Origin of the sequence: Azospirillum brasilense, assembly GCF_001315015.1 — a bacterium.
Classification (GTDB): Bacteria; Pseudomonadota; Alphaproteobacteria; order Azospirillales; family Azospirillaceae; genus Azospirillum; species Azospirillum brasilense.
In genome coordinates this window covers 1,316,953-1,342,353 of the sequence record NZ_CP012914.1, presented here as the reverse complement: position 1 = coordinate 1,342,353, position 25,401 = coordinate 1,316,953, and the positions used below count along the sequence as shown (strand labels likewise).

At 66.1% G+C, this 25,401-nt stretch carries 24 protein-coding genes and 5 tRNA genes; 3 read left to right on the top strand and 26 right to left on the bottom strand.

Annotation, left to right across the window (positions count from 1 at the left end; genetic code table 11):
- Positions 1-14 precede the first annotated feature (14 nt).
- From nuoF to AMK58_RS06060, 18 genes are all read right to left on the bottom strand, one after another.
- A complete protein-coding gene (gene nuoF, locus AMK58_RS06145) occupies positions 15-1,307 on the bottom strand; it encodes an NADH-quinone oxidoreductase subunit NuoF (protein WP_014240125.1) in 1,293 nt (430 codons plus the stop codon).
- Between the two features lie 10 nt (positions 1,308-1,317).
- Positions 1,318-1,935 (bottom strand): NADH-quinone oxidoreductase subunit NuoE, encoded by a 618-nt coding sequence (gene nuoE, locus AMK58_RS06140; RefSeq protein ID WP_035673012.1) that lies wholly within the window; start codon positions 1,933-1,935, stop codon positions 1,318-1,320.
- A complete protein-coding gene (locus AMK58_RS06135) occupies positions 1,932-3,080 on the bottom strand; it encodes an NADH-quinone oxidoreductase subunit D (RefSeq protein ID WP_035673062.1) in 1,149 nt (382 codons plus the stop codon). Before AMK58_RS06135 ends, nuoE begins: the two co-directional genes overlap by 4 nt.
- 68 nt (positions 3,081-3,148) lie before the next feature.
- Complete coding sequence (locus AMK58_RS06130) at positions 3,149-3,778, bottom strand: NADH-quinone oxidoreductase subunit C (protein WP_014240122.1); 630 nt, start codon at positions 3,776-3,778, stop codon at positions 3,149-3,151.
- A gap of 24 nt (positions 3,779-3,802) precedes the next feature.
- Positions 3,803-4,345 carry a NuoB/complex I 20 kDa subunit family protein gene (locus AMK58_RS06125; RefSeq protein WP_014240121.1) on the bottom strand — a complete coding sequence of 181 codons (543 nt, stop codon included), beginning with the start codon at positions 4,343-4,345 and terminating at the stop codon, positions 3,803-3,805.
- Positions 4,336-4,704, bottom strand: coding sequence for an NADH-quinone oxidoreductase subunit A (locus AMK58_RS06120; RefSeq protein WP_035673004.1), 369 nt, complete (start codon positions 4,702-4,704; stop codon positions 4,336-4,338). Before AMK58_RS06120 ends, AMK58_RS06125 begins: the two co-directional genes overlap by 10 nt.
- 344 nt (positions 4,705-5,048) lie before the next feature.
- A tRNA-Asp gene (locus AMK58_RS06115) sits at positions 5,049-5,125 on the bottom strand.
- A 165-nt stretch (positions 5,126-5,290) separates the two neighbouring features.
- A tRNA-Val gene (locus tag AMK58_RS06110) sits at positions 5,291-5,365 on the bottom strand.
- Between the two features lie 106 nt (positions 5,366-5,471).
- On the bottom strand, positions 5,472-5,744 hold the full coding sequence (locus AMK58_RS06105) for an HU family DNA-binding protein (RefSeq protein ID WP_035673001.1): 273 nt from the start codon (positions 5,742-5,744) through the stop codon (positions 5,472-5,474).
- A 164-nt stretch (positions 5,745-5,908) separates the two neighbouring features.
- Positions 5,909-8,323, bottom strand: a complete 2,415-nt coding sequence (lon, locus tag AMK58_RS06100) for an endopeptidase La (RefSeq protein ID WP_035672998.1) — start codon at positions 8,321-8,323, stop codon at positions 5,909-5,911.
- A gap of 285 nt (positions 8,324-8,608) precedes the next feature.
- Positions 8,609-9,877, bottom strand: coding sequence for an ATP-dependent Clp protease ATP-binding subunit ClpX (gene clpX / locus AMK58_RS06095; protein ID WP_035672995.1), 1,269 nt, complete (start codon positions 9,875-9,877; stop codon positions 8,609-8,611).
- 212 nt (positions 9,878-10,089) lie between these two features.
- Positions 10,090-10,722, bottom strand: coding sequence for an ATP-dependent Clp endopeptidase proteolytic subunit ClpP (clpP, locus tag AMK58_RS06090; RefSeq protein ID WP_035672992.1), 633 nt, complete (start codon positions 10,720-10,722; stop codon positions 10,090-10,092).
- Positions 10,723-10,823: 101 nt separating this feature from the next.
- Positions 10,824-12,158, bottom strand: a complete 1,335-nt coding sequence (gene tig / locus AMK58_RS06085; RefSeq protein WP_035672989.1) for a trigger factor — start codon at positions 12,156-12,158, stop codon at positions 10,824-10,826.
- Positions 12,159-12,249: 91 nt separating this feature from the next.
- A tRNA-Leu gene (locus AMK58_RS06080) sits at positions 12,250-12,334 on the bottom strand.
- Between the two features lie 173 nt (positions 12,335-12,507).
- Positions 12,508-14,058, bottom strand: coding sequence for a malonyl-CoA decarboxylase (locus AMK58_RS06075; RefSeq protein ID WP_035673059.1), 1,551 nt, complete (start codon positions 14,056-14,058; stop codon positions 12,508-12,510).
- A 106-nt stretch (positions 14,059-14,164) separates the two neighbouring features.
- Complete coding sequence (locus AMK58_RS06070; RefSeq protein WP_059398724.1) at positions 14,165-15,631, bottom strand: bifunctional ADP-dependent NAD(P)H-hydrate dehydratase/NAD(P)H-hydrate epimerase; 1,467 nt, start codon at positions 15,629-15,631, stop codon at positions 14,165-14,167.
- A gap of 129 nt (positions 15,632-15,760) precedes the next feature.
- Positions 15,761-15,836 (bottom strand) — tRNA-His (locus AMK58_RS06065).
- A 108-nt stretch (positions 15,837-15,944) separates the two neighbouring features.
- Positions 15,945-16,020, bottom strand: a tRNA-His gene (locus AMK58_RS06060).
- Positions 16,021-16,358: 338 nt separating this feature from the next.
- On the opposite strand from AMK58_RS06060, the gene AMK58_RS06055 reads away from it, so the two are divergent.
- Positions 16,359-16,697 carry a P-II family nitrogen regulator gene (locus AMK58_RS06055; protein WP_014240107.1) on the top strand — a complete coding sequence of 113 codons (339 nt, stop codon included), beginning with the start codon at positions 16,359-16,361 and terminating at the stop codon, positions 16,695-16,697.
- 272 nt (positions 16,698-16,969) lie between these two features.
- Positions 16,970-18,379, top strand: a complete 1,410-nt coding sequence (glnA, locus tag AMK58_RS06050; RefSeq protein WP_014240105.1) for a type I glutamate--ammonia ligase — start codon at positions 16,970-16,972, stop codon at positions 18,377-18,379.
- Between the two features lie 156 nt (positions 18,380-18,535).
- On the opposite strand, the gene AMK58_RS06045 is transcribed toward glnA, so the two are convergent.
- From AMK58_RS06045 to AMK58_RS06015, 7 genes are all read right to left on the bottom strand, one after another.
- On the bottom strand, positions 18,536-19,816 hold the full coding sequence (locus AMK58_RS06045; protein ID WP_035672987.1) for an Hsp70 family protein: 1,281 nt from the start codon (positions 19,814-19,816) through the stop codon (positions 18,536-18,538).
- Positions 19,817-19,906: 90 nt separating this feature from the next.
- Positions 19,907-20,362, bottom strand: coding sequence for a MaoC family dehydratase (locus AMK58_RS06040; RefSeq protein ID WP_035672984.1), 456 nt, complete (start codon positions 20,360-20,362; stop codon positions 19,907-19,909).
- A 42-nt stretch (positions 20,363-20,404) separates the two neighbouring features.
- Positions 20,405-21,199, bottom strand: coding sequence for a PhzF family phenazine biosynthesis protein (locus tag AMK58_RS06035; protein WP_035672982.1), 795 nt, complete (start codon positions 21,197-21,199; stop codon positions 20,405-20,407).
- 9 nt (positions 21,200-21,208) lie between these two features.
- Positions 21,209-21,625 (bottom strand): GNAT family N-acetyltransferase, encoded by a 417-nt coding sequence (locus tag AMK58_RS06030; protein WP_035672980.1) that lies wholly within the window; start codon positions 21,623-21,625, stop codon positions 21,209-21,211.
- Positions 21,626-21,629: 4 nt separating this feature from the next.
- Positions 21,630-21,878: a DUF1127 domain-containing protein gene (locus AMK58_RS06025; RefSeq protein ID WP_035672978.1), complete on the bottom strand. Its 249-nt coding sequence runs from the start codon at positions 21,876-21,878 to the stop codon at positions 21,630-21,632.
- A 178-nt stretch (positions 21,879-22,056) separates the two neighbouring features.
- Positions 22,057-23,349, bottom strand: coding sequence for a DUF2254 domain-containing protein (locus AMK58_RS06020; RefSeq protein WP_035672975.1), 1,293 nt, complete (start codon positions 23,347-23,349; stop codon positions 22,057-22,059).
- Positions 23,350-23,540: 191 nt separating this feature from the next.
- Positions 23,541-24,266: a Bax inhibitor-1/YccA family protein gene (locus AMK58_RS06015; protein WP_059398723.1), complete on the bottom strand. Its 726-nt coding sequence runs from the start codon at positions 24,264-24,266 to the stop codon at positions 23,541-23,543.
- Positions 24,267-24,682: 416 nt separating this feature from the next.
- Between AMK58_RS06015 and AMK58_RS06010 the strand changes: the two genes are divergently transcribed.
- Complete coding sequence (locus AMK58_RS06010; protein ID WP_035673054.1) at positions 24,683-25,006, top strand: hypothetical protein; 324 nt, start codon at positions 24,683-24,685, stop codon at positions 25,004-25,006.
- A gap of 30 nt (positions 25,007-25,036) precedes the next feature.
- On the opposite strand, the gene AMK58_RS06005 is transcribed toward AMK58_RS06010, so the two are convergent.
- Complete coding sequence (locus AMK58_RS06005) at positions 25,037-25,363, bottom strand: YgaP family membrane protein (protein ID WP_035672967.1); 327 nt, start codon at positions 25,361-25,363, stop codon at positions 25,037-25,039.
- Between the last annotated feature and the right edge of the window lie 38 nt (positions 25,364-25,401).

The following is a 25,401-nucleotide window of genomic DNA, read 5'->3' as shown; positions in this document are numbered from 1 at the left end:
GGAAACCGGGCTCCTTACTCGGCCGCCAAGGACTTGGCGGCGTTGCGGTAGTCGAGGATGCGGCGCTCGACCTCCGGCCGGAAATGCCGGAACAGGCCCTGGATCGGCCAGGCCGCGGCATCGCCGAGCGCGCAGATGGTGTGCCCCTCGATCTGCTTGGTGACCTCCAGCAGCATGTCGATTTCCTCGACGCGCGCGTTGCCGGTCACCATGCGCTGCATGATGCGGTTCATCCAGCCGGTGCCCTCGCGGCACGGCGTGCATTGGCCGCAGCTCTCATGGGCGTAGAACTGGGACAGGCGGGCGATGGCCTTCACCACGTCGGTGGACTTGTCCATCACGATCACCGCCGCGGTGCCCAGGCCCGAGCGCACGTCGCGCAGGCTGTCGAAGTCCATCAGGACCGTGTCGCAGATCGACTTCGGCAGCAGCGGCACCGACGAACCGCCGGGGATGATCGCCAGCAGGTTGTCCCACCCGCCGCGCACGCCGCCGGCGTGCTTCTCAATCAGTTCCTTCAGCGGGATGCCCATCTCCTCTTCCACGTTGCACGGCTTGTTGACGTGCCCGGAGATGCAGAAGAGCTTGGTGCCGGTGTTCTTCGGACGGCCGAGGCCGGCGAACCACGCCGCGCCGCGGCGCAGGATGGTCGGAACCACCGCGATGGATTCGACGTTGTTCACCGTGGTCGGGCAGGAATAGAGACCGGCCTGGGCGGGGAACGGCGGCTTGTTGCGCGGCTGGCCCTTCTTGCCCTCGATGGACTCGATGAGCGCCGTCTCCTCGCCGCAGATGTAGGCACCCGCGCCGCGGTGGATGTAGATGTCGTAGTCGTAGCCGGTGCCGCAGGCGTTCTTGCCGATCAGCCCCGCCTCGTACGCCTCGTCGATGGCGCGCTGGACGTTGGAGCCCTCGTTGTAGAACTCGCCGCGGATGTAGATGTAGCAGGCCGACGCGCCGATGGCGAAACCGGCGATCAGGCAGCCCTCGATCAGCTTGTGCGGATCGTGGCGCAGGATGTCGCGGTCCTTGCAGGTGCCCGGCTCGCCCTCGTCGGCGTTGATGACGAGGTAGACCGGCTTGTCCGTGACGTTCTTCGGCATGAAGGACCACTTCATGCCGGTGGAGAAGCCGGCGCCGCCGCGCCCGCGCAGGCCGGATTCCTTGACCTGCTCGATGATCCACTCTTTGCCCTGGGCGATCAGGGCCTTGGTGTTGTCCCAGTCACCACGCTTCCGGGCGGCGTCCAGGCCGAAGCTCTGGTAGCCGTACAGGTTGGTGAAAATGCGGTCCTCGTCGCGAAGCATCGCATCCCCCTCAATCGGCCGTGGTGGTGAAGGCCTTCAGAGTCGTCGGGCCGCCCACCGGTTCGGAGGACTGCCGGCCGATCTGCGAGCCGTGCTTGGGGATCTCGCCGCCCTTGAGGGCGTCGATGATCTTTTCCATGTGTTCCGGGCTGACGTCTTCATAGTAGTCGTCGCCGATCTGGACCACCGGCGCGTTGACGCAGGCACCAGAACACTCGACCTCGCGCAGCGTAAACTGGCCGTCCGCGGTGGTCTCGCCGACCCCGATGCCCAGCTTGCGCTCGCAGGTGTGCACGATGTCGTCGGACCCGCGCAGCCAGCACGGCGTGGTCGTGCAGACCTGGATGACGTGCTTACCGACCGGGGTCTTGTTGTACATCGTGTAGAAGGTCGCCACCTCGTACACGCGGATGCGCGGCATGCCGAGCAGGTCGGCCACGGCGTCCATAGCGACGCGCGGCAGCCAGCCCTCGCTCTGGCGCTGGGCCAGATCGAGCAGCGGCATGCAGGCGCTGGCCTGCTTGCCCGCCGGGTACTTCGCGATGATGGCCTTCGCCCGTTCCAGATTTTCCGGAGTGAAGGCGAAGGAGGCCGGCTCCTTGGCCGGGTCGTGAGCCGGGGCGCTCATCGGTCAATTTCTCCGAACACGATGTCCATGGACGCGATGTTGGCCACCGCGTCGGCCAGCATGTGGCCCTTCGACATGAAGTCGAGGCCCTGCAGGTGGGCGAAGCCCGGCGCGCGGATCTTGCAGCGGTACGGCTTGTTCGTGCCGTCCGACACCAGATACACGCCGAACTCGCCCTTCGGCGCCTCGATGGCGGTGTAGGTTTCGCCCGCCGGGACGTGGAAGCCCTCGGTGAAGAGCTTGAAGTGATGGATCAGCGCTTCCATCGACCGCTTCATCTCGCCGCGCGGCGGCGGGGAGACCTTGCGCTCCTCCGCGCGCACCGGGCCTTCGGGAAGCTCCTTCAGGCACTGGCGGATCATGCGGTTGGACTGGCGCATCTCCTCCATGCGGACGAGGTAACGCGCCCAGCAGTCGCCGGTCAGGCCGACCGGCACGTCGAAATCCATGCGGTCGTAGACTTCGTAGGGCTGCGACTTGCGCAGGTCCCAGGCGACGCCCGAGCCGCGCAGCATCGGGCCGGTGAAGCCCCAGTTGAACGCCTCTTCCTTGGTGACGACGCCGATGTCGACGGTCCGCTGCTTGAAAATGCGATTGTTCGTCAGCAGATTGTCAATGTCGTCAACAAACTTCGGGAAGCGCTCCGTGAACTCCCAGATGTCGTCGGTCAGGCCGGCGGGCAGATCCCAGGCGACGCCGCCGGGACGGAAGTAGTTCGCATGCAGGCGCGCACCGCACACACGCTCGTAGAACTCCATGAGGATCTCGCGTTCCTCGAAGCCCCACAGCGCCGGCGTGATCGCGCCGACGTCGAGCGCGCCGGTGGTGATCGACAGGATGTGGTTCAGGATGCGCGTGATCTCGGAGAAGAGGACGCGGATGTACTGGGCGCGCAGCGGCGCCTTGATCTGCAGCAGGTTCTCGATGCCGAGCACATAGGCGTGCTCCATGCACATCGGGCTGACGTAGTCGAGGCGGTCGAAATACGGAACGGCCTGCAGGTAGGTCTTGTACTCGATCAGCTTCTCGGTGCCGCGATGCAGCAGGCCGATGTGCGGGTCGCAGCGCTCGACGACTTCGCCGTTCAGCTCCATCACCAGACGCAACACGCCGTGGGCCGCAGGGTGCTGCGGCCCGAAGTTCATGGTGTAGGGCTTGATCTGGGTCTTGCCGCCGGACTGGCCGGTGGCGGGGTGTGCGGACGTGGCGATGGTCACGGCTTGCTCCCGGTGTCAGGGGCCTGGGCCTTCTCGTCGCCGGGCAGCATCACGTTCGTCATGCCTTCCCAGGGCGACAGGAAGTCGAAGCTGCGGAAATCCTGCGTCAGGCGGACGGGTTCGTAGACGACGCGCTTCTGGTCTTCGTCGTAGCGGCACTCGACATAGCCCGTCATCGGGAAGTCTTTGCGCAACGGATGACCTTCGAAACCATAGTCGGTCAGGATGCGGCGCAGATCCGGATGGTCGGAGAAGAAGATCCCGAACATGTCCCAGGTTTCACGCTCGAACCAGCCGGCCGCGTTGTACACCGGCACGGCCGAGGCCACGGGGGTGTCCTCGTCGGTCGTGACCTTCACGCGGAGGCGCCGATTGTGCTTGTAGCTCAAAAGGATGTAGACGACCTCGAAGCGTTCCTCCCGCTCCGGCCAATCCACAGCGGTGACGTCGAGCAGCTGCTCGAACGAGCAGGTCGGATCGTCACGCAGGAAGGTGAGCGACTTGATGAGCGAGGGCCGGCGGACGGTCACCATCAGCTCGCCAAGCTTCAGCTCGACCTTCAGGACGTCATCGCCGAGCGTCGCGGCGATATGGTCCCCAAGTTCCTTCAACGCCTGTTCGGACATGGCCAGGACCTGCCTTTTTCTTATTCAGCGAGCGATGCGGTTGCCGCGCCGGATCTTCTTCTGGAGTTGCAGAATGCCGTAGACCAGCGCTTCCGCGGTCGGAGGACAGCCCGGCACGTAAATATCGACCGGAACGATCCGGTCGCAGCCGCGCACCACCGAGTAGGAATAGTGATAGTAGCCGCCGCCGTTGGCGCAGGAGCCCATCGAGATCACCCAGCGCGGTTCCGGCATCTGGTCATAGACCTTGCGCAGCGCGGGGGCCATCTTGTTGGTCAGCGTGCCGGCCACGATCATGCAGTCGGACTGGCGCGGGCTGGGGCGCGGAATGACGCCGAAACGGTCCAGGTCGTACCGGCTCATGTAGGCGTGGATCATCTCCACCGCGCAGCAGGCCAGACCGAAGGTCATCGGCCACAGGGAACCGGTGCGGGCCCAGGCGAGCACGTCCTCGTACTTCGCCGTGATGAAGCCCTTTTCCTGGATCTCCTCGGTAACCGCGCGGAGATAGGCGTCCTGTTCCGGTCCGGGCGGAATCGGCGCCAGCTTGGCAGCCTCTACTCCCATTCCAGAGCTCCTTTCTTCCACTCATAGATGAAGCCGATGGTCAGAATCCCAAGGAACACGATCATCGACCAGAAGCCGAAGAGGCCGATGTCCCCGAGCGCCACGGCCCACGGGAACAGGAAGGCGACCTCGAGGTCGAAGATGATGAACAGGATGGAGACCAGGTAAAACCGCACGTCGAACTTCGTGCGGGCATCCTCGAACGGCTCGAAGCCGCACTCGTAGGGGGAGAGCTTCTCCGAATCCGGATTCTTCGGGCTGATGATGTAAGACGCGCCAACCATCACCACGGCCAGCGCGATACCGATCAGCAGGAACACCAGGATCGGAAGGTACTCAATGATCAGCGGGTTGGTCACCGCGGTCCTCCCATAAGCCCACGCCACGATCGCCGGTACGGCCGGTAATCGGCCGACGCGCGGTGTCGTGGCTGGAATGCCTTGGATTAGCCCATCAGACGGGCCGGAATATATGACGAGAGCGTGATCAAGGAAAGCGCTTTGAATCGCTTTCGGCCAACGAATCCACTCTGCGGAAATGAGCGGATGTCCTTGGTATTACCAAACTTTTTAAATGACCCTTCTCTCTATCCGGCTTATCGGATATGCGGGTCGAGCTAATCGGATATGGGGATCGCGTGCCTGCCGGTAAAGCCATGAAGGCTTCATTTTCATTGCAAAAAGGAGAATGGTGAGGGAGAGAATGGCGCGAGTGACGGGACTTGAACCCGCGGCCTCCGGCGTGACAGGCCGGCGCTCTAACCAACTGAGCTACACCCGCGCGACACGGCGATGTGAAATGCGCAAAAACAGGCGTCCGTGTCATAGGATCGCAGCGCAGTTTCCGGGGCCACGCCCCGTCGCCGATGGGCGGTTTCTAGCCGCCCGACGCATGGCCTGTCAATCACGAATTTGAAAAGTGCCGGCCGGAATGGCCAGGGCGCGATGGTGGGCGATGAGGGTTTCGAACCCCCGACCCTCTCGGTGTAAACGAGATGCTCTACCGCTGAGCTAATCGCCCGCGCCGCGTCGTTGACCGGATTGACGTTCCAGACAACGCAAAGCCGGCCAGCCCGTGCTGACCGGCGCGCACTATGCCCGGAATGCCCTATCCGTTCAAGACGTCATCACTTCAACCCGTCCTTCAAGGTCTTGCCCGGCTTGAACTTCGGCTGTTTCGACGCGGGTATGGCGATCTTTTCGCCGGTGCGCGGGTTGCGTCCCTCGCTGGCCGCGCGTTCGGAAACCGCGAATGTGCCGAATCCGACCAGACGGACCTCCTCCCCGTTCTTGAGCGAGTCGGCGATGCCGTCGAAAATTGCGTCGACCGCCTTGGTCGCGTCGGTTTTGGACAAACCCACGGCGTCGGCGACGTGCGCCACCAGATCGTTCTTGTTCACTTACTTCCCCCCTTCTCAGTCCGGCAAAGAAAATGGAAGAAAAGGCACTCAATGACATCACGCATTCAAACGATAAACGCGACATCGCCCGCCCGTCAATTGCAGACGGGCGGGCGATGCGAAGCATGGTAGCGCTTTAAGGGTGCTTTAAACGCCAAGCTGGATCAGTGACGAAGCACCTCGCCTCCGCCGTCAGTCTGCGGCTTGGCGACCGCCGGCTCGACCGCTTCCGGCTCCTTCCACTCGATGGGCTCGACTTCCCGAACCAGGGCGTGCTTCAGGACGTCGTCGACGGTGCTGACTGGGATGATCTCCAGCCCGCGCTTCACGTTGTCCGGGATCTCGGCGAGATCCTTCTCGTTGTCCTTCGGGATCAGCACATGCTTGAGGCCGCCGCGCAGAGCAGCCAGCAGCTTCTCCTTCAGACCGCCGATCGGAAGCACCCGGCCGCGCAGGGTGATCTCACCGGTCATCGCCACGTCCTTGCGGACCGCGATACCGGTCAGGACCGAAACGATCGAGGTGATCATCGCCACGCCCGCCGAGGGGCCGTCCTTCGGAGTGGCGCCTTCGGGCACGTGGACGTGGATGTCCCGCTTCTCGAAGAGCGTCGGCTTGATGCCGAAGGCGGTGGCCCGCGACTTGACGTAGCTCTCCGCCGCCTGGACCGACTCCTTCATGACGTCGCCCAGCTTGCCGGTGGTGGTCACCCGCCCCTTGCCGGGCAGGCTGACCGCCTCGATCGACAGCAGCTCGCCTCCGACTTCCGTCCAGGCCAGCCCGGTGGTGACGCCCACCAGATCCTCCAGCTCCGCCTCGCCGAAGTGGAAGCGGCGGACGCCAGCGTACTTGTCCAGGTTCCGGCGCGTGACCGAAACCTTGGCGCCGGCGGAGCCCTTCATCAGGATCTCCTTCACGGCTTTGCGGCAGAGGTTGGCGATCTCGCGCTCCAGGCTGCGGACGCCGGCTTCCCGCGTGTAATAGCGGATCAGGTCGCGCAGCGCGTCGTCGGAAATGGCGAACTCGCCCTTCTTCAAGCCGTTGGCTTCCACCTGCTTTTCGATCAGGTGGCGCTTGGAAATCTCGACCTTTTCATCCTCGGTATAGCCGGCGACGCGGATGATCTCCATGCGGTCCAGCAGCGGCTGCGGCATGCGCATCGTGTTGGCCGTGCAGACGAACATCACGTCCGACAGGTCGTAATCGACCTCCAGATAATGGTCGTTGAAAGTGCCGTTCTGCTCGGGATCGAGAACCTCAAGCAGGGCCGACGACGGGTCGCCGCGCCAGTCGGCGCCGAGCTTGTCGATCTCATCCAGCAGGAACAGCGGGTTGGACGACTTCGCCTTCTTCATGCCCTGGATGACCTTGCCGGGCATCGAGCCGATGTAGGTGCGTCGGTGGCCGCGGACCTCAGCCTCGTCCCGCACGCCGCCGAGCGACATGCGCACGAAATTGCGGCCGGTGGACTTGGCGATCGACTTGCCGAGCGAGGTCTTGCCAACGCCGGGCGGCCCGACGAGGCACAGGATCGGCCCCTTGACCTTGTTCATGCGGTTCTGGACCGCAAGATACTCGAGGATGCGTTCCTTGACCTTCTCCAGGCCGTAGTGGTCGGCGTCGAGGATCTTCTGCGCGAGCTTCAGGTCCTTCTTCACCTTGGTGCGCTTCTTCCACGGAATGGACAGCATCCAGTCCAGATAGTTGCGCACCACCGTCGCCTCGGCCGACATCGGGCTCATGGAGCGCAGCTTCTTCAGCTCGGCCAGGGCCTTGTCGCGGGCTTCCTTGGAGAAGCGGGTCTTGTTGATCTTCTCTTCCAGCTCGGCCGACTCGTCACGGCCGTCCTCGGTCTCGCCGAGTTCCTTCTGGATCGCCTTGAGCTGTTCGTTGAGGTAGTACTCGCGCTGGGTCTTCTCCATCTGCCGCTTGACGCGGTTGCGGATGCGCTTTTCCACTTGGAGGACACCGATTTCGCCTTCCATGAAGGCGTAGACCCGCTCCAACCGCTCCGAAACCGTGGCGCATTCCAGAAGCTGCTGCTTTTCCGGAATCTTCAGCGCGAGGTGGGAGGCGACGGTGTCCGCCAGCTTTCCCGGCTCTTCGATCTGGTTGATCGAGACCAGGACCTCCGGCGGGATCTTCTTGTTCAGCTTGATGTACTGCTCGAATTGCGAGACGACCGCGCGTCCCAGCGCCTCAAGTTCCTGGCTTTCCCCGACCTTCTCCTCGACGAGGTCGGCGTGGGCCTGGAAGAAATCCTCGTTCTCGGCGAACTTGGTGATGGACGCGCGTTGGCCGCCCTCCACGAGCACCTTCACCGTTCCGTCGGGCAGCTTCAGCAGCTGCAACACGGTCCCAACGGTGCCGACGCTGTAGATATCGGCCGGCGTCGGATCGTCCTGCGCGGCGTTCTTCTGGGTGACGAGAAGGATCTGCTTATCGTCCTTCATCACGTCTTCCAGGGCGCGCACGGATTTCTCACGGCCGACGAAAAGAGGCACGATCATGTGGGGGAAAACCACGATGTCGCGGAGCGGCAGGACCGGATAGAGGGCACCACGAGGGATTTCGAACATTGATTGGGCCTCTTTCATTGGGACGCCGTCAGCCCGGGATGGGCCTGGGAAGACCCCCGCCTCGGGGGATGAGCACAGGGATCGAAAACCGGCACTTTTTCTAACGTGGCACAGCCATAGCCCCCCTTCAAGGGCCAGAACCCCAATTCCGTATGGCGGTGCGACATGCCGATCCGACCGCCCCGCGGCCCGGCTGGCGCCCTCGATGTCTGCAAAAGCCGGAAACGACAAAGGGCGCCCAAAGGCGCCCTTCCTCGTACCCGATGCTGATCGGCCGTGACGAACTCAGGCACCCGGTGCCTGCTGCTCCCCGCGGCGTTCGGCGTGGACGTAAAGCGGCTTGGCGCGCCCCTCGACCACCTCCTTGTTGACCAGGATGCTTTCCACCCCCGACAGGCCGGGCAGATCGAACATCGGGTCGAGCAGGATCGACTCCATGATCGACCGCAGGCCGCGTGCGCCGGTCTTCCGCTGGATGGCCTTGTGGGAGATGGTGCGCAGGGCGTCGTCGGAGAATTCCAGACGGACGTCCTCCATCTCGAACAGGCGCTGGTACTGCTTGACCAGGGCATTCTTCGGCTTGGTGAGGATCTCGACCAGAGCCGTTTCGTCGAGGTCGGACAGGGTGGCGACCACCGGCAGACGACCGATGAACTCGGGGATCAGGCCGAATTTCAGCAGATCCTCGGGCTCGACCTCACGCAGGATGTCGCCGGTCGAACGCTCGTCCGGGCCGCGCACATCAGCGCCGAAGCCGATCGACGTGCCCTTGCCGCGCTGCGCGATGATCTTGTCCAGCCCGGCGAAGGCGCCGCCGCAGATGAACAGGATGTTGCTCGTGTCGACCTGCAGGAACTCCTGCTGCGGGTGCTTGCGGCCACCCTGCGGAGGCACGGAGGCGACGGTGCCCTCCATGATCTTCAGCAGGGCCTGCTGCACGCCCTCGCCCGACACGTCGCGCGTGATCGACGGGTTGTCGGACTTGCGGCTGATCTTGTCGACCTCGTCGATGTAGACGATGCCGCGCTGCGCCCGCTCGACGTTGTAGTCGGCGGCCTGGAGCAGCTTGAGGATGATGTTCTCGACGTCCTCGCCGACATAGCCCGCCTCGGTCAGGGTCGTGGCGTCGGCCATCGTGAAGGGAACGTCGATGATCCGGGCGAGCGTCTGGGCGAGCAGCGTCTTGCCGCAGCCCGTGGGGCCGACCAGCAGGATGTTGGACTTCGCCAGTTCGACGTCGTTGTGCTTCGTGCCGTGCGCCAACCGCTTGTAGTGGTTGTGCACCGCAACAGAAAGGACCCGTTTCGCGTGATGCTGGCCGATCACGTAATCGTCCAGTACCGCATGGATGTCGCGCGGGGTCGGCACGCCGTCGCGGGACTTCACGAGGGTCGTCTTGTTCTCCTCGCGAATGATGTCCATGCACAGCTCGACGCATTCATCGCAGATGAACACCGTCGGACCGGCAATCAGCTTGCGGACCTCGTGCTGGCTCTTGCCGCAAAAGGAGCAGTAGAGCGTGTTCTTCGAATCGCCGCTGCTGGACTTGCTCATCGGTACTCCGTCATCTCGCGGGGGACTGATCCGTATAACCTGTCAACCGCCTGCGGCGTCCCCCGACGCCGGTCCTTTCAAAGGTTGTCCCGGGCATGGCCCGTGACAAGGTTAACGCATCCGCTCATCCTTCGAACCCGATCCATCGGACCGGTTCCCCATCATTCAACAACAGGGAACCGGCGCAATCAATCATTAGTTCGCGCGCCCCCTCAGGCGGCGCCGTCGCCGATCGAACCGGGGCGCTTCTCCACCACCTCGTCGATCAGCCCGAAGGCCTTGGCCTCCTCCGGCGACATGAACTTGTCACGCTCCATGGCCGCTTCGATCGTGTCGAGCGACTGGCCGGTGTGCTTGACGTAGATGTCGTTGAGGCGCGAACGCAGCTTCAGGATCTCCTGAGCCTGGATCTCGATGTCCGAGGCCTGACCCTGGGCGCCGCCCGACGGCTGGTGGATCATGATCCGGCTGTTCGGCAGCGAGAAGCGCTTGCCCGGAGCACCGGCGGCGAGCAGCAGCGAGCCCATCGAGGCCGCCTGCCCCATGCACACCGTCGACACCTGCGGACGGATGTACTGCATGGTGTCGTAGATGGCGAGGCCGGCCGAGACGTATCCGCCCGGCGAATTGATGTAGAGCGCGATGTCCTTGCTCGGGTTTTCCGATTCCAGGAACAGCAGCTGCGAGCAGATCAGGCTGGCGACGGCGTCGTTCACGCCACCGATCAAGAAGATGATCCGTTCCTTCAGCAGGCGCGAGTAAATATCGTACGCTCGTTCGCCCCGGTTGGTCTGCTCGATGACCATCGGGACCAGAGCATTCATCTTCGGTTCGAAGTCGTACATGGTGGTCTTCCCTGCTCCCGCAGCTCGGTTAGTCGTCTGAGCAGTCTACATATAGGAATGGAAAGGGGCGACCGGTAGGCCGCCCCTCAACCTTTCTGACGTCAGGCCGCCTCGGCCTCCTCGTCGGGGTCCTTCATCAGCTCTTCGGCGGACACCGGCTTCTCGCTCACCTTGGCTTGGTCCAGGATGTAGTCGACGACCTTGTCCTCGAAGATCGGGGCGCGGAGGTTTTCCAGCGCTTCCCGGTTCTGCTTGAAGAACTCGAACACCTGACGCTCCTGGCCGGGGAAGCGGCGGGCTTCCGCGATCAGGGCGCGGTTGATCTCGTCCTGGGTCACCTGGATGTCGTTGCGGCGGCCGATCTCCGACAGCAGCAGGCCCAGGCGCACGCGGCGCTCGGCGATGCCGCGGTACTCGGTCTTCAGCTCCTCTTCCGGCTTGCCGGCGTCCTCACCGGCGGTGCCGTTCTGGAGCTCCTGCTGAAGGCGCTGCCAGATGCCCTCGAACTCGACGTCCACCATGCCCGGCGGGACTTCGAAGGAGTGCGCCTCGGCCAGCTTATCGAGGAGCTGGCGCTTGACGCGCAGGCGCGACACGTTGGCGTATTCGCCCTTGATGCGGTCGCCGACGGCCTCGCGCAGCTTCTCCAGGCTCTCCATGCCGAACTCCTTGGCAAGGTCGTCGTTGACCTCAGCCGGGACGTTCTTGCGGAGTTCCTTGACGTCCACCTCGAACACGGTGTCCGCGCCCTTCAGGCGGTCGTGCGGGTAGTCGGCCGGGAAGGTGACCTTCACCGTGCGGTGCTCGCCGGCCTTGGCGCCGACCAGCTGGTCCTCGAAGCCCGGAACGAACTGGTTGGCGCCCAGCTCCAGCGGGTAGTCCTTGCCGTCCATGCCCGGCAGGGCCTCGCCATCGACCGAACCGGCGAAGTCGATCACGGCGATGTCGCCCTTCTCGGCCGCGCGGTCCTCGGTGACCGGGGCCTGCACCGAATGGGCGGAGGCCAGACGGGTCAGCGCCTCGTCGACGGCCGAGTCCTCGACCGTGGCGACCGGCTTCTCAAGCTCCAGGCCGCTGAGATCGCCCGGCTCGATGTCCGGCAGAAGCTCGACGCCCATGGTGTAGGACAGGTCGCCGCCGTCCTCGTACTTCTCGACGTTGATCTTCGGCTGCATGGCGATGCGCAGGCCGCGCTCGTTCAGCGCCTGGCGCGAGCTGTCGGCGATCGCATCCTCCAGAGCCTCGGCCAGCACGCTGCCGCCGTAGCGCTGCTTGATCACGGCAACCGGCACCTTGCCCGGACGGAAGCCGGGGAGCTGCACCGTCCGGCGCAGCTCTTCGAGCCGGCCCTGCACCTTCTGTTCGATATCCTGGGCGGAAATGACGACCTTGTACTCGCGCTTCAGGCCGTCGGCGCTGGTCTCGGTGATGTTCATCGGAACGAAAGCCTATCTCGTTGTCCGGCCCGGCGGCGCCCGTCCGGGCGGCCCGAAACCGTGTGTTCCCATGCGGTCCAAGCTGTTGCCATGGTGCGGGCGAAGGGACTCGAACCCCCACGACCGAAGTCACCGGAACCTAAATCCGGCGCGTCTACCAGTTCCGCCACGCCCGCAATGGCATAGACAGCCCGCGACGGGTGCGGAACACCCGACGGACTGCCGGCGAAGTCCGCTCTATAGCACAGGGTTCGCGCCGCAAACAGGCAAAATGGGCGCCGCTCCGCACGCCATTGGTGGGGGGCGCCGGACGCGACGACGACGACGCCCCGGCGGGCGGCAAACCGGCTCATCCGCCCCCCTTCCCCAGCGACCGGATGGAGGAGGAGGCGTTGACCTTGCCCTCCCCCCGGTACGCTTCGTGGTTGGCGTCGATTTCCCCCGGCTTGTAGCGGTAGTTGATCATCATCCCGCAGGATTGGCGCACGCCCTTGGCCGAACGGTCACCCAGCCAGTTCAGCCGCTCCATGCGGGCGCCGTTGCTGAGATGGAAGTGCGCGACCGGGTCGAGCGCTCGCGCCGGCGCCGCGCCCGGCCGTTCGCTGCGGCGGTCCGACGCGCGCGCGGTCGTCAAGTAATGCGCGCACAGCCTCATCAACGGGCCGCGAAGCTGCTTCTGAAGCTCCTCATCGGTGTGCCAGTCGGGCAGAGCCAAGGCGCCGGCCAGCACCGGACGTTCCTCCGCGTCGCCTTCCGTCTCCGATTCGCCACCATCGTGCCGGGCGGTCATGGCCTCGGCGATGCGCTCCGCCTCGGGCGGGCTGAGCAGCGAATCGCCGCGGTCCGCCAGCTCCCGGTCCAGCCAGCGGCGGAAGCCGGGAATCGGCGACAGGGTGGCGAAGCATTTGATGTTGGGGAATTCGCCGGTCAGCCCGTCCACCACCCGCTTGATGAGGAAGTTGCCGAAGCTGATTCCCGCCAGCCCGACCTGGGCGTTGGAGATGGAATAGAAGATGGCGCTGTCGGCGCTCTTCGGGTCGCAGACCGGGGCGGAGGGGTCGAGCAGCGCCTGGACGTTGTCCGACATGCCCTGGACCAGAGCGACCTCGACGAAGATGAGCGGCTCGTTCGGCATGCGCGGGTGGAAGAAGGCGAAGCAGCGGCGGTCGGAGTCGAGGCGGTCCTTCAGGTCCCGCCAACCGCTGATCTCGTGCACCGCCTCGTATTTGATGAGCTTTTCCAGGAGCGAGGCCGGGCTGTCCCAGGTGATCCGGCGCATCTCCAGGAAGCCGACGTCGAACCAGTTGCGCAGCAGGCTCTTGAGATCGTCCTCCAGCGCCTGGAGCAGCGGTTCGCCGCGTGCCATCTCCATCAGCTCGGCGCGCAGGTCCACCAGGAATTTCACCCCTTCCGGCAGGCCGTTGAACTGAGTGAGCAGCCGCAGCCGCGGCGGTTCCAAGGCGCGGCGCAGGGCGCGCTCGGCGTGGCCGCGCGACACCGGATCGCCCGCCGTCTGGAAGGTCGCCATCGCCTGGTCGACGGCGGCGCGGTCCACGTCGAAGTCGCGCGCCAGCATCATCAGGAAATTGCGCCGCCCCTGCCCGTCCAGCGCCAGATAGGTGCGGCCGAGCTGCGCTGCCCGTGCCCGCGCCGACACCTCGCCGCCGCGGCCCTCCAGACAGGCTTCGATCTGCTCCTTCAGCCGCTCCGCGTCCTCCTTGGGCAGATTGGCGCGCGGCGCGGCGCCGACCACCCCGCGGGCGGAAGCGGCGATCTCGCGCCAGCCCGCGCGCAGCGTGTCCAGGGTGCGGTCGAGCAGGCCCGGCGGCGCTCCCATCCCCGAGGTTGGGGCCTGGGACGGAACGGGCTCGGCGGATTTGATTTCTGGCGTCTCGCTCATACCCAGAGTCTGGCGTGCGGGGGCGCTCTCGGCAAGCCATAGCTTGAGCCCGGCCTTAAGAGTAAGCCTCCCTGTCCAGGCGTATGTATGCCTTGGGCGAACAGGGTCAGCGCGCCCCCGCCTTGAGCCGCTTCAGCACCCCCGGCAGCGCATCCGGCAAATCCTCGGCGATCAGACCCGGCCCGAACGCGGTTGCCGCCGCGCCATGCAGCCAGACCGCGGCGCAGGCGGCGTCGAACGTGTTCATTCCTTGAGCGATCAGCCCGAGCGCCATGCCCGCCAGCACGTCTCCCGACCCGGCGGTCGCCAGATCCGCCGGAGCGTTGGCGTTGACGACGGCCCGTCCGTCCGGCGCCGCGACCACCGTGTCGGCGCCCTTCAGAAGGACGACCGCGCCGCAGCGCGCCGCCGCGGCGCGGGCGCGCGCCAGTTTGCCAACGTCCTGGACCGCGATGTCCGGGAAGATCCGCGCGAACTCGCCCTCGTGCGGGGTCAGCAGGCAGCGCCCGTTCAGCCGGTCGAGCAGAGCGGATGGCGATTCGGCGAAGCTGGTCAGCGCATCGGCGTCGAGCACGCACGCCTTTCCGGCGCCAAGAGCCGCGACCACATGGCTCCGCGTGTCCGCACCGACGCCGGCGCCCGGCCCCAGCAGCGCCGCGTTCTTGCGTGGGTCCGCCAGCAGCGCCTCGAAGGCGGCGCCGTCCGCCACGTCAGCCACGATCAGGCTGGGCGAGCCGGCGGCGTAGATCGGCACCGAGTCGGGCGGACAGGCCACCGTGACCAGCCCCGCCCCCGCGCGCAGGGCACCGCGCGCCGACAAGCGCGCCGCACCGGTCATCCGCGCCCCGCCGAGCACCACCGCATGCCCCCGCGCGTATTTGTGAGCGTCGAGCCGTGGCCAGGGAAAGCACTGCCGCCACAACTCCGGGCCGTTCACCAGGGTTTGCGGCGCGATGGCGTCCAGCACGGTGTCGGGAATGCCGATGTCGGCGACCACAACCTCGCCGCACAGGGCGCGGCCCGGCAGCAGCAGATGGCCGGGCTTGCGGCGGAAGAAGGTGACGGTCAGCGCCGCCTGCGGGGCCACCCCCATCACTTGACCGCTGTCGCCGTGCAGACCACTGGGCACGTCCACGGCGACGACGGTGCGCCCCGCCATCGCCTCGACGACCTCCTTGGCCATGCCGTCGAGCGGACGGGCCAGCCCGGCCCCGAACAGCGCGTCGATGACCAGGGGGTTGCCCTCCAGCAGCCAGGGGTCGGCGGCCTCCACCGGCCCGGTCCAGTGACCGGCCGCCACCGCCGCGTCGCCGCGCAGGGCGGAGCGGGACCCCAGCAGGGCCAGCCGCACCGGCCAGCCCGCTTCGAGAAGAAGGCGCGCGATGACGAAGCCATCTCCGCCATTGTTGCCCGGACCGCACAGGACGACGGTCGGGTGCGGCGCCCAGCGCTCGCAGACCGCGCGCACCACCGCGGCCCCCGCCGCTTCCATCAGCACAGGCCCCGGCACGCCGCCCGCCATGGTCAGCGCGTCGGCACGGTACATCTCCGCCACGGAAAGCAGTTCGTCCATCGCCTCCACCCGCCGCAATCCCGCATCACCGTCACCCGGCACAATAAGCACCGCGACGGCCGCAGCATAGCCGGGCACAGGGGGAATGAAAGGACTGGCCTGATTGGCACAGGAATTGGAAGAAAGGACTGGGGCGATGGATGGGACTCGAACCCACGACCGCTCGGACCACAACCGAGAGCTCTACCAACTGAGCTACCACCGCCACCGGGGACGAAAAGATTCGTCCGCAAACACCCGACCCGTCGCCCCGACCGATGCAACGCCGGCGTGAACTGCTCACGAAACCGACACATCCGCCGTCAAGGAGGACTGGGGCGATGGATGGGACTCGAACCCACGACCGCTCGGACCACAACCGAGAGCTCTACCAACTGAGCTACCACCGCCACCGGGGTCGCCTATTTGCCCCAAGGGACGGGGCGGGTCAAGCTCTATTTTCCACCTTGTCCATCAATGTGAAAAGCCGGGTGGAAAGCCGGCGCTACCCCATCCGAACGGACAAGGCTGCGCGGATTGCTTGCAGCATGTGCACAAATATTGTTCACTTCGCCCTATCCGTTGGCAGTCGCGTGCCGCCCACGGTGGCATCGGCCCGCTGCGGCCCGGCATCCCACGCAGCCGGATCGCAACCGCTCCGATTGGCACGCAACGTGCTTTACATCGGACCGTCGGCAGAGCCGTGGACGGTGCCTGCCGACGTTGGCACCTCGTACACGAGAGACCCATGAAGAAGATCGAAGCCATCATTAAGCCGTTCAAACTCGACGAAGTGAAGGAAGCCCTTCACGAAGTCGGCATCAAGGGCATCACCGTCACCGAGGCCAAGGGCTTCGGCCGTCAGAAGGGGCACACCGAGCTGTACCGCGGCGCGGAGTATGTGGTCGACTTCCTGCCGAAGGTGAAGATCGAGGTGGTGATGGAGGACTCCCTGGTGGAGCGGGCGATCGAGGCGATCCAGCAGGCCGCCCACACCGGCCGCATCGGCGACGGCAAGATCTTCGTCACCCCCGTGGAAGAAGTTGTCCGCATCCGGACCGGCGAGAAGGGAGGCGACGCGATCTGATCGCGTCCCGAGAACCCGACCACCGGCCACCATGAACCAGCCCCGCCCACAACCGACGCAGAGCCGGCCGACTCCGATCGGGCCGACGCAGACCGTCGCAACCGCGAGCGGAACGATCCGTGCGTGGATGCCCATCCGGGCGCGACTTTTTGTGCTGTCACGTTGTGTGCTTGGGAAAGGCATGACATAACGTCCGCCGCGAGCGCCGTCACCCGCCCCTTGGTCGGTTTGACGCAGCGGGACCCAAACCTCTTAAGCGTGGAAAAAGAGATATGTCCGACATCAGCAAGGTCTTCGACCTGATCAAGGAACACGACGTCAAGTACGTGGACCTCCGCTTCACCGACCCGCGCGGCAAGCTGCACCACACCGCTCAGCACGTCTCGACCATCGACGAGGACGTGTTTGAAGACGGCATCATGTTCGACGGCTCCTCGATCGCCGGTTGGAAGGCGATCAACGAGTCGGACATGATCCTCCAGCTCGACCCGACCACCGCCGTCATGGACCCGTTCTCGGCCCAGCCGACGCTGAACATCCTCTGCGACGTGTACGAGCCGTCGACCGGCCAGCCCTACGCCCGCTGCCCGCGCGGTATCGCGAAGGCCGCCGAGAAGTACATGGCGTCGGCCGGCATCGGCGACACCGCCTACTTCGGCCCGGAAGCCGAGTTCTTCGTCTTCGACGACGTCAAGTTCAAGGTCGAGATGAACAAGGTGTCCTACGAGTTCGACTCGGAGGAAGGCCCGTACACCTCGGACAAGGACTATGAGGACGGCAACCTGGGCCACCGCCCGGGCGTCAAGGGCGGCTACTTCCCGGTCGCTCCGGTCGACAGCGGCTCGGACCTGCGCGCCGAGATGCTGAGCGTGCTCGCCGAGATGGGCGTGCCGGTCGAGAAGCACCACCACGAGGTGGCCGCTTCGCAGCATGAGCTGGGCATCAAGTTCGACACGCTGGTCCGCACCGGCGACAACATGCAGTACTACAAGTACGTCGTGCACAATGTCGCCCACGCCTACGGCAAGACCGCGACCTTCATGCCGAAGCCCGTCTTCGGCGACAACGGCTCGGGCATGCACATGCACCAGTCGATCTGGAAGGAAGGCCAGCCGCTGTTCGCCGGCAACCAGTACGCCGACCTGTCGGAACTGGCGCTGTACTACATCGGCGGCATCATCAAGCACGCCAAGGCGCTGAACGCCTTCACCAACCCGACGACCAACTCGTACAAGCGTCTGGTCCCGGGCTACGAGGCTCCGGTTCTGCTGGCCTACTCGGCCCGCAACCGTTCGGCCTCCTGCCGCATCCCGTACGTCGCCTCGCCGAAGGGCAAGCGCGTCGAGGTCCGCTTCCCGGACCCGTCGGCCAACCCGTACCTGGCCTTCGCCGCCCTGCTGATGGCCGGTCTGGACGGCATCCAGAACAAGATCCATCCGGGCGAGGCGATGGACAAGAACCTGTACGACCTGCCGGCCGAAGAGCTGGCCAAGGTTCCGACGGTTTGCGGCTCGCTGCGCGAGGCCCTGGACAGCCTGAAGGCCGACAGCGCCTTCCTGCAGAAGGGCGACGTGTTCACCAAGGACATGATCGAGTCCTACATCGACCTGCGCACCGAGGAGCTGCTGGCCTTCGAGACCATGCCGCACCCGATCGAGTACAAGATGTACTACTCGGTCTGATCCATCGGACTTCGGTCCACCGGATTCCGGTGTCCGCCCCGCCCTCGCGGCGCGGCGGGCACCACCGGAGGGCCGGACCGCGGAGCAGAGCACAAAAAAAGCCCACCGGCGACACCGTCGGTGGGCTTTTTTGTGTCCAGGACGTGAAGAGATGCCTCAGGCGGTGCCGCCGAAGCGCCGCGCTGCCTCGATGGTCAGGCCGGTGCCGACCGAGCCGAAGATGTTGCCCTCCACCACACGGGCGCCGGGCAGCTCGGCCAGGATGGCCGCCCGCACCTGCGGCAGCAGCGTGGAGCCGCCGGTCAGGAACACCGCGTCGATCTCCGCCGGCAGCGTGCCGGCCTCGGCCAGACAGGCGCGCACCCGCCCGCCGATGCGGCCGGCCAGGATCGCCGTCGCCTCGTTCAACTCGCCCACCGATACCGGGCGCGTCATGCCGCCACCGCCCCAATCCAGCAGCAGGCCGGCCTCCGGCCCGTCGGACAGGGCGATCTTGGTGCGCTCCACCGCCATGGCCAGGGCATGGCCCAGCCGGTGCTCGACCACGCCGATCAGCCGCTCAATGCGGTCCGGAGTCGCGGAATCGCGCTTCAGGCGCTCAAGGTCGGCCATCGCCTTGGCGGTGTAGAGGAAGTTGATCTTCGACCAGGTCGCCAGATCGAAGAACAGATGCTTGGGGGCCAGCAGACCGGGGCGCTTCATGGCGCTGCCGTGGCCCAGCAGCGGCATGGCCGTCGCCAGCGACAGGTCACGGTCGAAATCGGTGCCGCCGACCCGGATGCCGTCATTGGCCAGGATGTCGGCGCTGCGGTCGGCCCGCCCGCGCCGCTCCGGCCCGATGCGGACGATGGAGAAGTCCGACGTACCGCCGCCGATATCGGCGATCAGCGCCAGCTCCTCGCGCTCCACCTGCTGCTCGTAGTCGAGCGCGGCGGCGATCGGCTCATATTGGAAGGAGATGTGGCGGAATCCGACCGAGCGGGCGATCTCGCCCAGCACTTCCTCCGCCGCGGCGTCGCCCGCCGGGTCGCCGTCGACGAAATGCACCGGGCGCCCGAGCACCACGTCGGTCAGCTCTCCGCCGAGCGCGGTCTCCGCCCGTTCCTTGACCGCCGCCAGAAAGGTGGCGATGACCGCGCGGAAGGTGATGCGTCCCTTGCGCAGCGCGGTGTCGGCGTCGATCAGGTCGGTGCCCAGCATCGACTTGATGGAACGCATCAAACGCCCCTCGACGCCCGACGCATAGGCGTCGATGGCCGCCTGCCCGACCGTCACCGCGTCGGCTTCGAAATCGAAGAAGACGGCGCTGGGCAGGGTCGTCCGTGTGCCGTCGAGGGCAAGCAGGCCGTAAGCCCCCCCTCCCGTGTCGGCGCCCGCCGCCATCCGCACGCCGAGCGTCGTGTTGGACGTGCCGAAATCGAGGCCGCAAGCCGTCATGGGAACCCCCGCCGTGATGGAAGGGGCGAGGCTATACAGGGGCCGGGCCTGCGGATCAAGACGCGCGACGGAACAGGCCGTCGGTGTTTGCTACTCCGCCGGAATGCTGCGGGTCGCCACGATGTGGTTCAAGGTGATGGTCATCACCGCCTCGCCGTGCTGGTTCAGCGTGGTGTAGGCCAGCCGGACCGTGCCGCGGTCGCCGCGGCGGGACGGGATGGCCTCCACCACCTCGACCCGGACGCGCAGCGTGTCGCCGGGCCGCACCGGGCGCAGCCAGCGCAACTCGTCGCCGCCCGAACCGCCCAGGCTGGTGCCGGTGATGGCCCCGGTGTCGCGGAACAGCCGGAAGGTCAGGGACAGGGTGTGGAAGCCGCTGGCGATCAGCCCGCCGAACGGCCCCTCCGCGGCGGCCACCGCGTCCATGTGGAAGGGTTGCGGGTCGAAGCGCTGGGCGAAATCCATGATCTGGCTGTCGGTGACCGTCGCCCCCTCGGTGTCGATCACGTCACCGACGCGGAAATCCTCGAAATAGCGCCCCGCCATGCCCGCTGCCCTCCCGTTCCATTGGTCCTCGTATGGACGGGGCTAAATGTAGACGGCGCCATCCATATAGAGAACCGCTTTCCCGGCGATCTTCACACGGTCGCCCACCAGCTCGCAGGACAGGGAACCGCCGCGGGCCGAGACCTGCCGGGCCTTCAGCCGCTCCTTGCCCAGCCGCCGCGCCCAATAGGGGATCAGCGTGCAATGGGCGGAGCCGGTCACCGGGTCTTCGGGAATCCCCTGGGCCGGCGCGAAGAAGCGGGAGACGAAGTCCACGCCACCGCTGCCCGGCGCCGTCACGATGACCGCGTAGAAATCCTCCAGCCGGGCCAGGGCGCTCATGTCGGGGGTCAAGCCGCGCACCGTCGCCTCGTCGTCATAGACGACCACGAGGTCGCGCGCCTTGAGCAGCGCCGTCGGCGGCGGTCCGCCCAGCGCGTCGAGCAGGCCGGCCGGCGGCCCGGCCAGCGGTTCCGGCGGACGGCTGGGGAAATCCAGCGTGTAAAGGTCGCCGTCGCGGGTGACGCTGAGGGTTCCGGCTTCCCGGGTGGCGAAGTCGATGCGCGGGCAGCCCCACTCCAGCATCGTCGCGATGACGAAGGCCGAGGCCAGCGTGGCGTGACCGCACAGGTCCACCTCGACCGTCGGGGTGAACCAGCGGATCTCGTAACCGTCACCGCGGCGGACGAGGAAGGCGGTTTCCGCCAGGTTGTTTTCCGCCGCGATGGCCTGGAGAGTCGCGTCGGGAAGCCAGTCCTCCAGCGGCACGACCGCCGCCGGGTTGCCCGCGAACACCGCGTCCGCGAAGGCATCGACCTGATACAGGGGAAGGCGCACGGTGCCTCCTTAGGGTTTTTCGGTGAACAGGAACGCCTGGGCGTGCCGCTCCATCCCCGCCGCCTCGTAGAAGGTGATCGCCTTGGGCGCGGACAGGAGAAGGCAGGTCACGCCCTCCCCCACCGCGGCGCGGGTGCGGCGCATCAGCTCCTTGCCGATGCCGCGCCCCTGACAGGCGCGGTCGACGGCGAGGTCGGACAGATAGCAGCAGAAGGCGAAATCGGTGACGGACCGGGCGACTCCGACCAAGGCTCCGTCCGCGTTGCGGGCGGTGACGATCAGGCCGGCGTTGCGCAGCATCGCCTCCACCCGTGGGCGGTCCGCCACGGGACGGCGTTCGGCCAGCCCGGAGCGGTGAAGCACGTCGATGAAGGCGTCGGCGGTCAGGTCGGGCTCGACGGCATAGAGGATCGCATCGGCGCTCATCGCATCAACCCCGCCAGAACGGCTTGCTGACTTCGCTGTCCACATCGGCGCGGGACACGCCGATGTCCTTCAGCAGATGATCGTCCAGCCGCATCAGCGCCTGCCGCTGCCGCCACCGTTCATAGCCGTTCAGGCCGGCCTCCATCACGAACCAGACGGGGCGGATGCCGACGGAGAGGGCGCGCGCGATGACCTTGAAGACGGCCGTGAACGAGGACGATCCGGACGAGCGGGTCGCTTCCGTAGTGCGCATGATGAACCTCCTTCGTCAAAACATTCAGCCCCGAACAATCGAGACAATGGCGATTATGTCGATACAATCGCGCTGGTCAATGTCGTTATTGTCACCATTACATTTCCGATGTCGGATGTATCCCGGCGGCCACACCCGCGCCCGCCGCGCCGAACCGGGTTGCGTGGTCCGACAGGCGTCAGCGCTCCAGCCGCTCGGTCGCCTGCCTCCAACGGGCTCGAAGAATGGCAAGATCGCGGGGAATCGCGATGTTCTGTTCGCCCGCCGCCAGGATCATGTCCAACTGCTCCCGCAGCGGTTCCCGCTGGGCGTCCAAGCGGACGCGCGGGGCCAGCCGAATGATGGCGTCGACAAGCCGGATGAGCACCGCGGCGTTTCCGCTCCCGGCCTGGCGGATCTGATCGAAGGCGGCGCCGACGAAGCCGTCGTATCCGGTCACGTCCCGCAAGACCCGGACCGTTCCGGCGGAGTCGCGCAGAACCGCCAGTTCGATCGCGCGGTCGAAGATGCGGGCCATCGAGGCCGAGAGGTTGTCGATCACCGCCAAGGCGGTGAACACGTCGTTGATTCCCGGCGACAGGGCGCGGGTGGCCATCTCCACCAGTTGGCGGATGCCGAACTCCACATCCTGGGTCGGGGTACGCTCCGAACCGACGATGAAAGCGCCGCGGACCGCCTTCGACAGGTCCGCCGTGCAGGCGCCGGCCGGAAACACGGCCACATGCTCGCCGCCGCCGATGACGTAATGGCCGGGCCGGATATCAAGGCGAATCACCGAATCGGCGTTTTGGGCGGTGGCGACCAGACCGTCCAGGTCGATCGCCTGGACGTAGCCGTCCTGGTCGAGGTCCACCCAGGCGAAATCGCCGCGCAGGTCGGGGGGTATCTCCGGGGGACCGTCGCCGCGCTCGGGAAGCAGGGCTGCGGTCACGTCGCGCAGATCCGCGGCGACCCGCTGCACCACATTGTCGTAGATGATCGAGCGGGCAAGCTTGTGGACATAGACCAGCAGAACGAACAGACACAGGGCGGTCAGTCCGGTTCCGACGCTGACCGCCAGATGGGGGACCCGATCGGCCTGGTTGCCGTCGATGGTTCGGAAGACGACCAGCAGATAGACGATGTCGGCCAGGAAGAGGCCCAGCACCGCCTGGGTCGTCCAATCCTGGATGAAATTGCGGATCAGTCGTGGACCGATCTGGCCGGCGGCCAAGGTCAACACGACCATGGTGATCGACACCACCAGCGACGTCATGGTGATCATGCCGGTCAGCAGCGACGACAGAAGCTGGCGCGCGTTGTCGGCGTCACCGGCGTACAGGAGCCAGTAATCCGTGGCGTTCTCCACGGCGCCACGCCCCCAGGTGAGCAGCGCGACCGCGAGCGTCGCCGCCACGCCGCCCATCAGAGAGGGAACGAACCACAGGCTGGCGCGGAGAAATGCCCAATAATGGCGAATCCGGTCCTTCATTGCCGCTCCCAGCGCCGTGCCGATCGAAACGGGTTTAACAACGTGCGGCTCAGCCAAATGGCTACCCGGCCCGAGCGCGGCCACCCGGACGAACCATCCCGGGAGCTGGCCAGACACAAAAAAAGCCGGCCGCGGAAAGCGGCCGGCCCGGCATGGCGCCCTGAATGGCGCCGGATGCGGTCTTGTTACTGTTACTCGCGGTTGCCCATGAGCTGGAGAAGCATCTGGAAGAGGTTGATGAAGTTGAGATAGAGCGAGAGGGCGCCCATGACGGCGAGCTTGGTGTTGGCCTCGTGGCCGTAGCCCTCGGCGTACTCCTCCTTGATGCGCTGGGTGTCGTAGGCGGTCAGGCCGGTGAAGATGACCACGCCGAGCACCGAGACGGCGAACTGCAGCGCGCTGGAGCCGATGAAGATGTTGACCAGGCTGGCGATGACGATGCCGATCAGGCCCATCATCAGGAACGAGCCCATCTTCGACAGGTCGGCCTTGGTGGTGTAGCCCCACAGGCTCATCGCCGCGAACATCGCCGCGGTGATGAAGAACACCCGCGCCACGCTGGCCCCGGTGAAGACCAGGAAGATCGACGCCATCGACACGCCCATCACCGCGCAGAAGGCCCAGAACAGCCCCTGCAGCGCGCTGGCCGACATCGCGTGGAAGCGGAAGGACAGCACCATGATGAAGGCCAGCGGCGCCAGCATCACCACCCACTTCAGCGGGGTCGTGAAGATCGGAACGTACAGCGCCGGCGTGCTCGCCACGAACAGCGCCACAAGCCCCGTCACGCCCAGACCGAGCATCATGAAATTGTAGACCCGCAGCATGTGCTTGCGCAGGCCCTCGTCGAACGCCGCGCGGTCCACGCCCGCGGCGCCGGCGCCCCACCGACTCTGGTTGGGATACTGGTCGAACATTGCGAAAACTCCCTCGTTCAAGCCTCTAACCGGCAAGCCTCGGACCGGCGGGGGGCACATGACAGCGGATCGGCCGCGCTTGAGCGGCGGCGGGGTGGTATGGCTGCGCTGTCCACCGAAAAGGCCCTCCAGATGCGGTCACGCCCGTCGGCGCAAAAGCAGATGAAGAGGTCCGACATCGCGGCCGACGACTCGGCTGCCAGAGGGGCCCGGACCCTGATTGCCCTAATAGTTGGCCGTGTGGCCGGCGCCTTTCAAGATGTCCGCCCGCTCAGTGGTTCCACACGAACAGGAGCTTGGAACACGCTTGGCTGTTCCCATATGGCGGCTTGGGAGCGACCTGTCCGGGAAGCCGGGCCACCGCTTCACCCATCGACAACCACCAGAGCCGGATCAACAACATGGAGAGTGCCGCGTTGAGCGACCAGCACCACAGACGCCTCGAACGGCGGGTGGATCGCATCCAGGAGAAGCTTCCCGACTCCATGGCGCGGGTGTTGGCTTGGCTCCGCGAGCCGCGGGCGACCTGGGTGCGCGTACCAGCCGGGCTGCTTCTGATTCTCGGCGGGCTGTTCAGCTTCCTGCCCGTGCTGGGCATCTGGATGCTGCCCCTCGGCCTCGTTCTGCTCGCTTACGACGTTCCGTTCCTTCGCCCGCCGATCAACCGCGCGCTGGTGCGCGGCGAACGGCGCTGGAAGGAGTGGAAGCGGCGACGCCGCGCCGCTTCCTCGTCCTCGTGACCATCACGTTTCGTCAGGAATAGGAGCGCGTCAGGAATAGGACCCGGTGCGGGCCGGCGTGCGCTCCAGCGGCCCTTCGCCGGGGCTGTAACGCTCCGCGCTCGGACCGGACAGGCGGTCGTGATCCTCGTCCGCCACCATGGCCTTCAGAGGGCAATGGCCGCTCATGCCGCGGGCCACCAGGGCGGCGCCGGCCAGCCCCATGATGGCGCCCCGCACATCGGCGCCGCGGCGCACGCCGCCCGCCGCCATGACGAGTCCGAGGCCGGTGGACACGGCGCGTTCCAGCGGCCCGAGATTCCGTTCGCCCCCGAAGAAGCGGTCGTAGGTGTGTCGGATGGCGTTTTCGGCGCTCATGCCTGTGTTCTCCCGGCTGTGCCCGGCGCGAAAGGGAT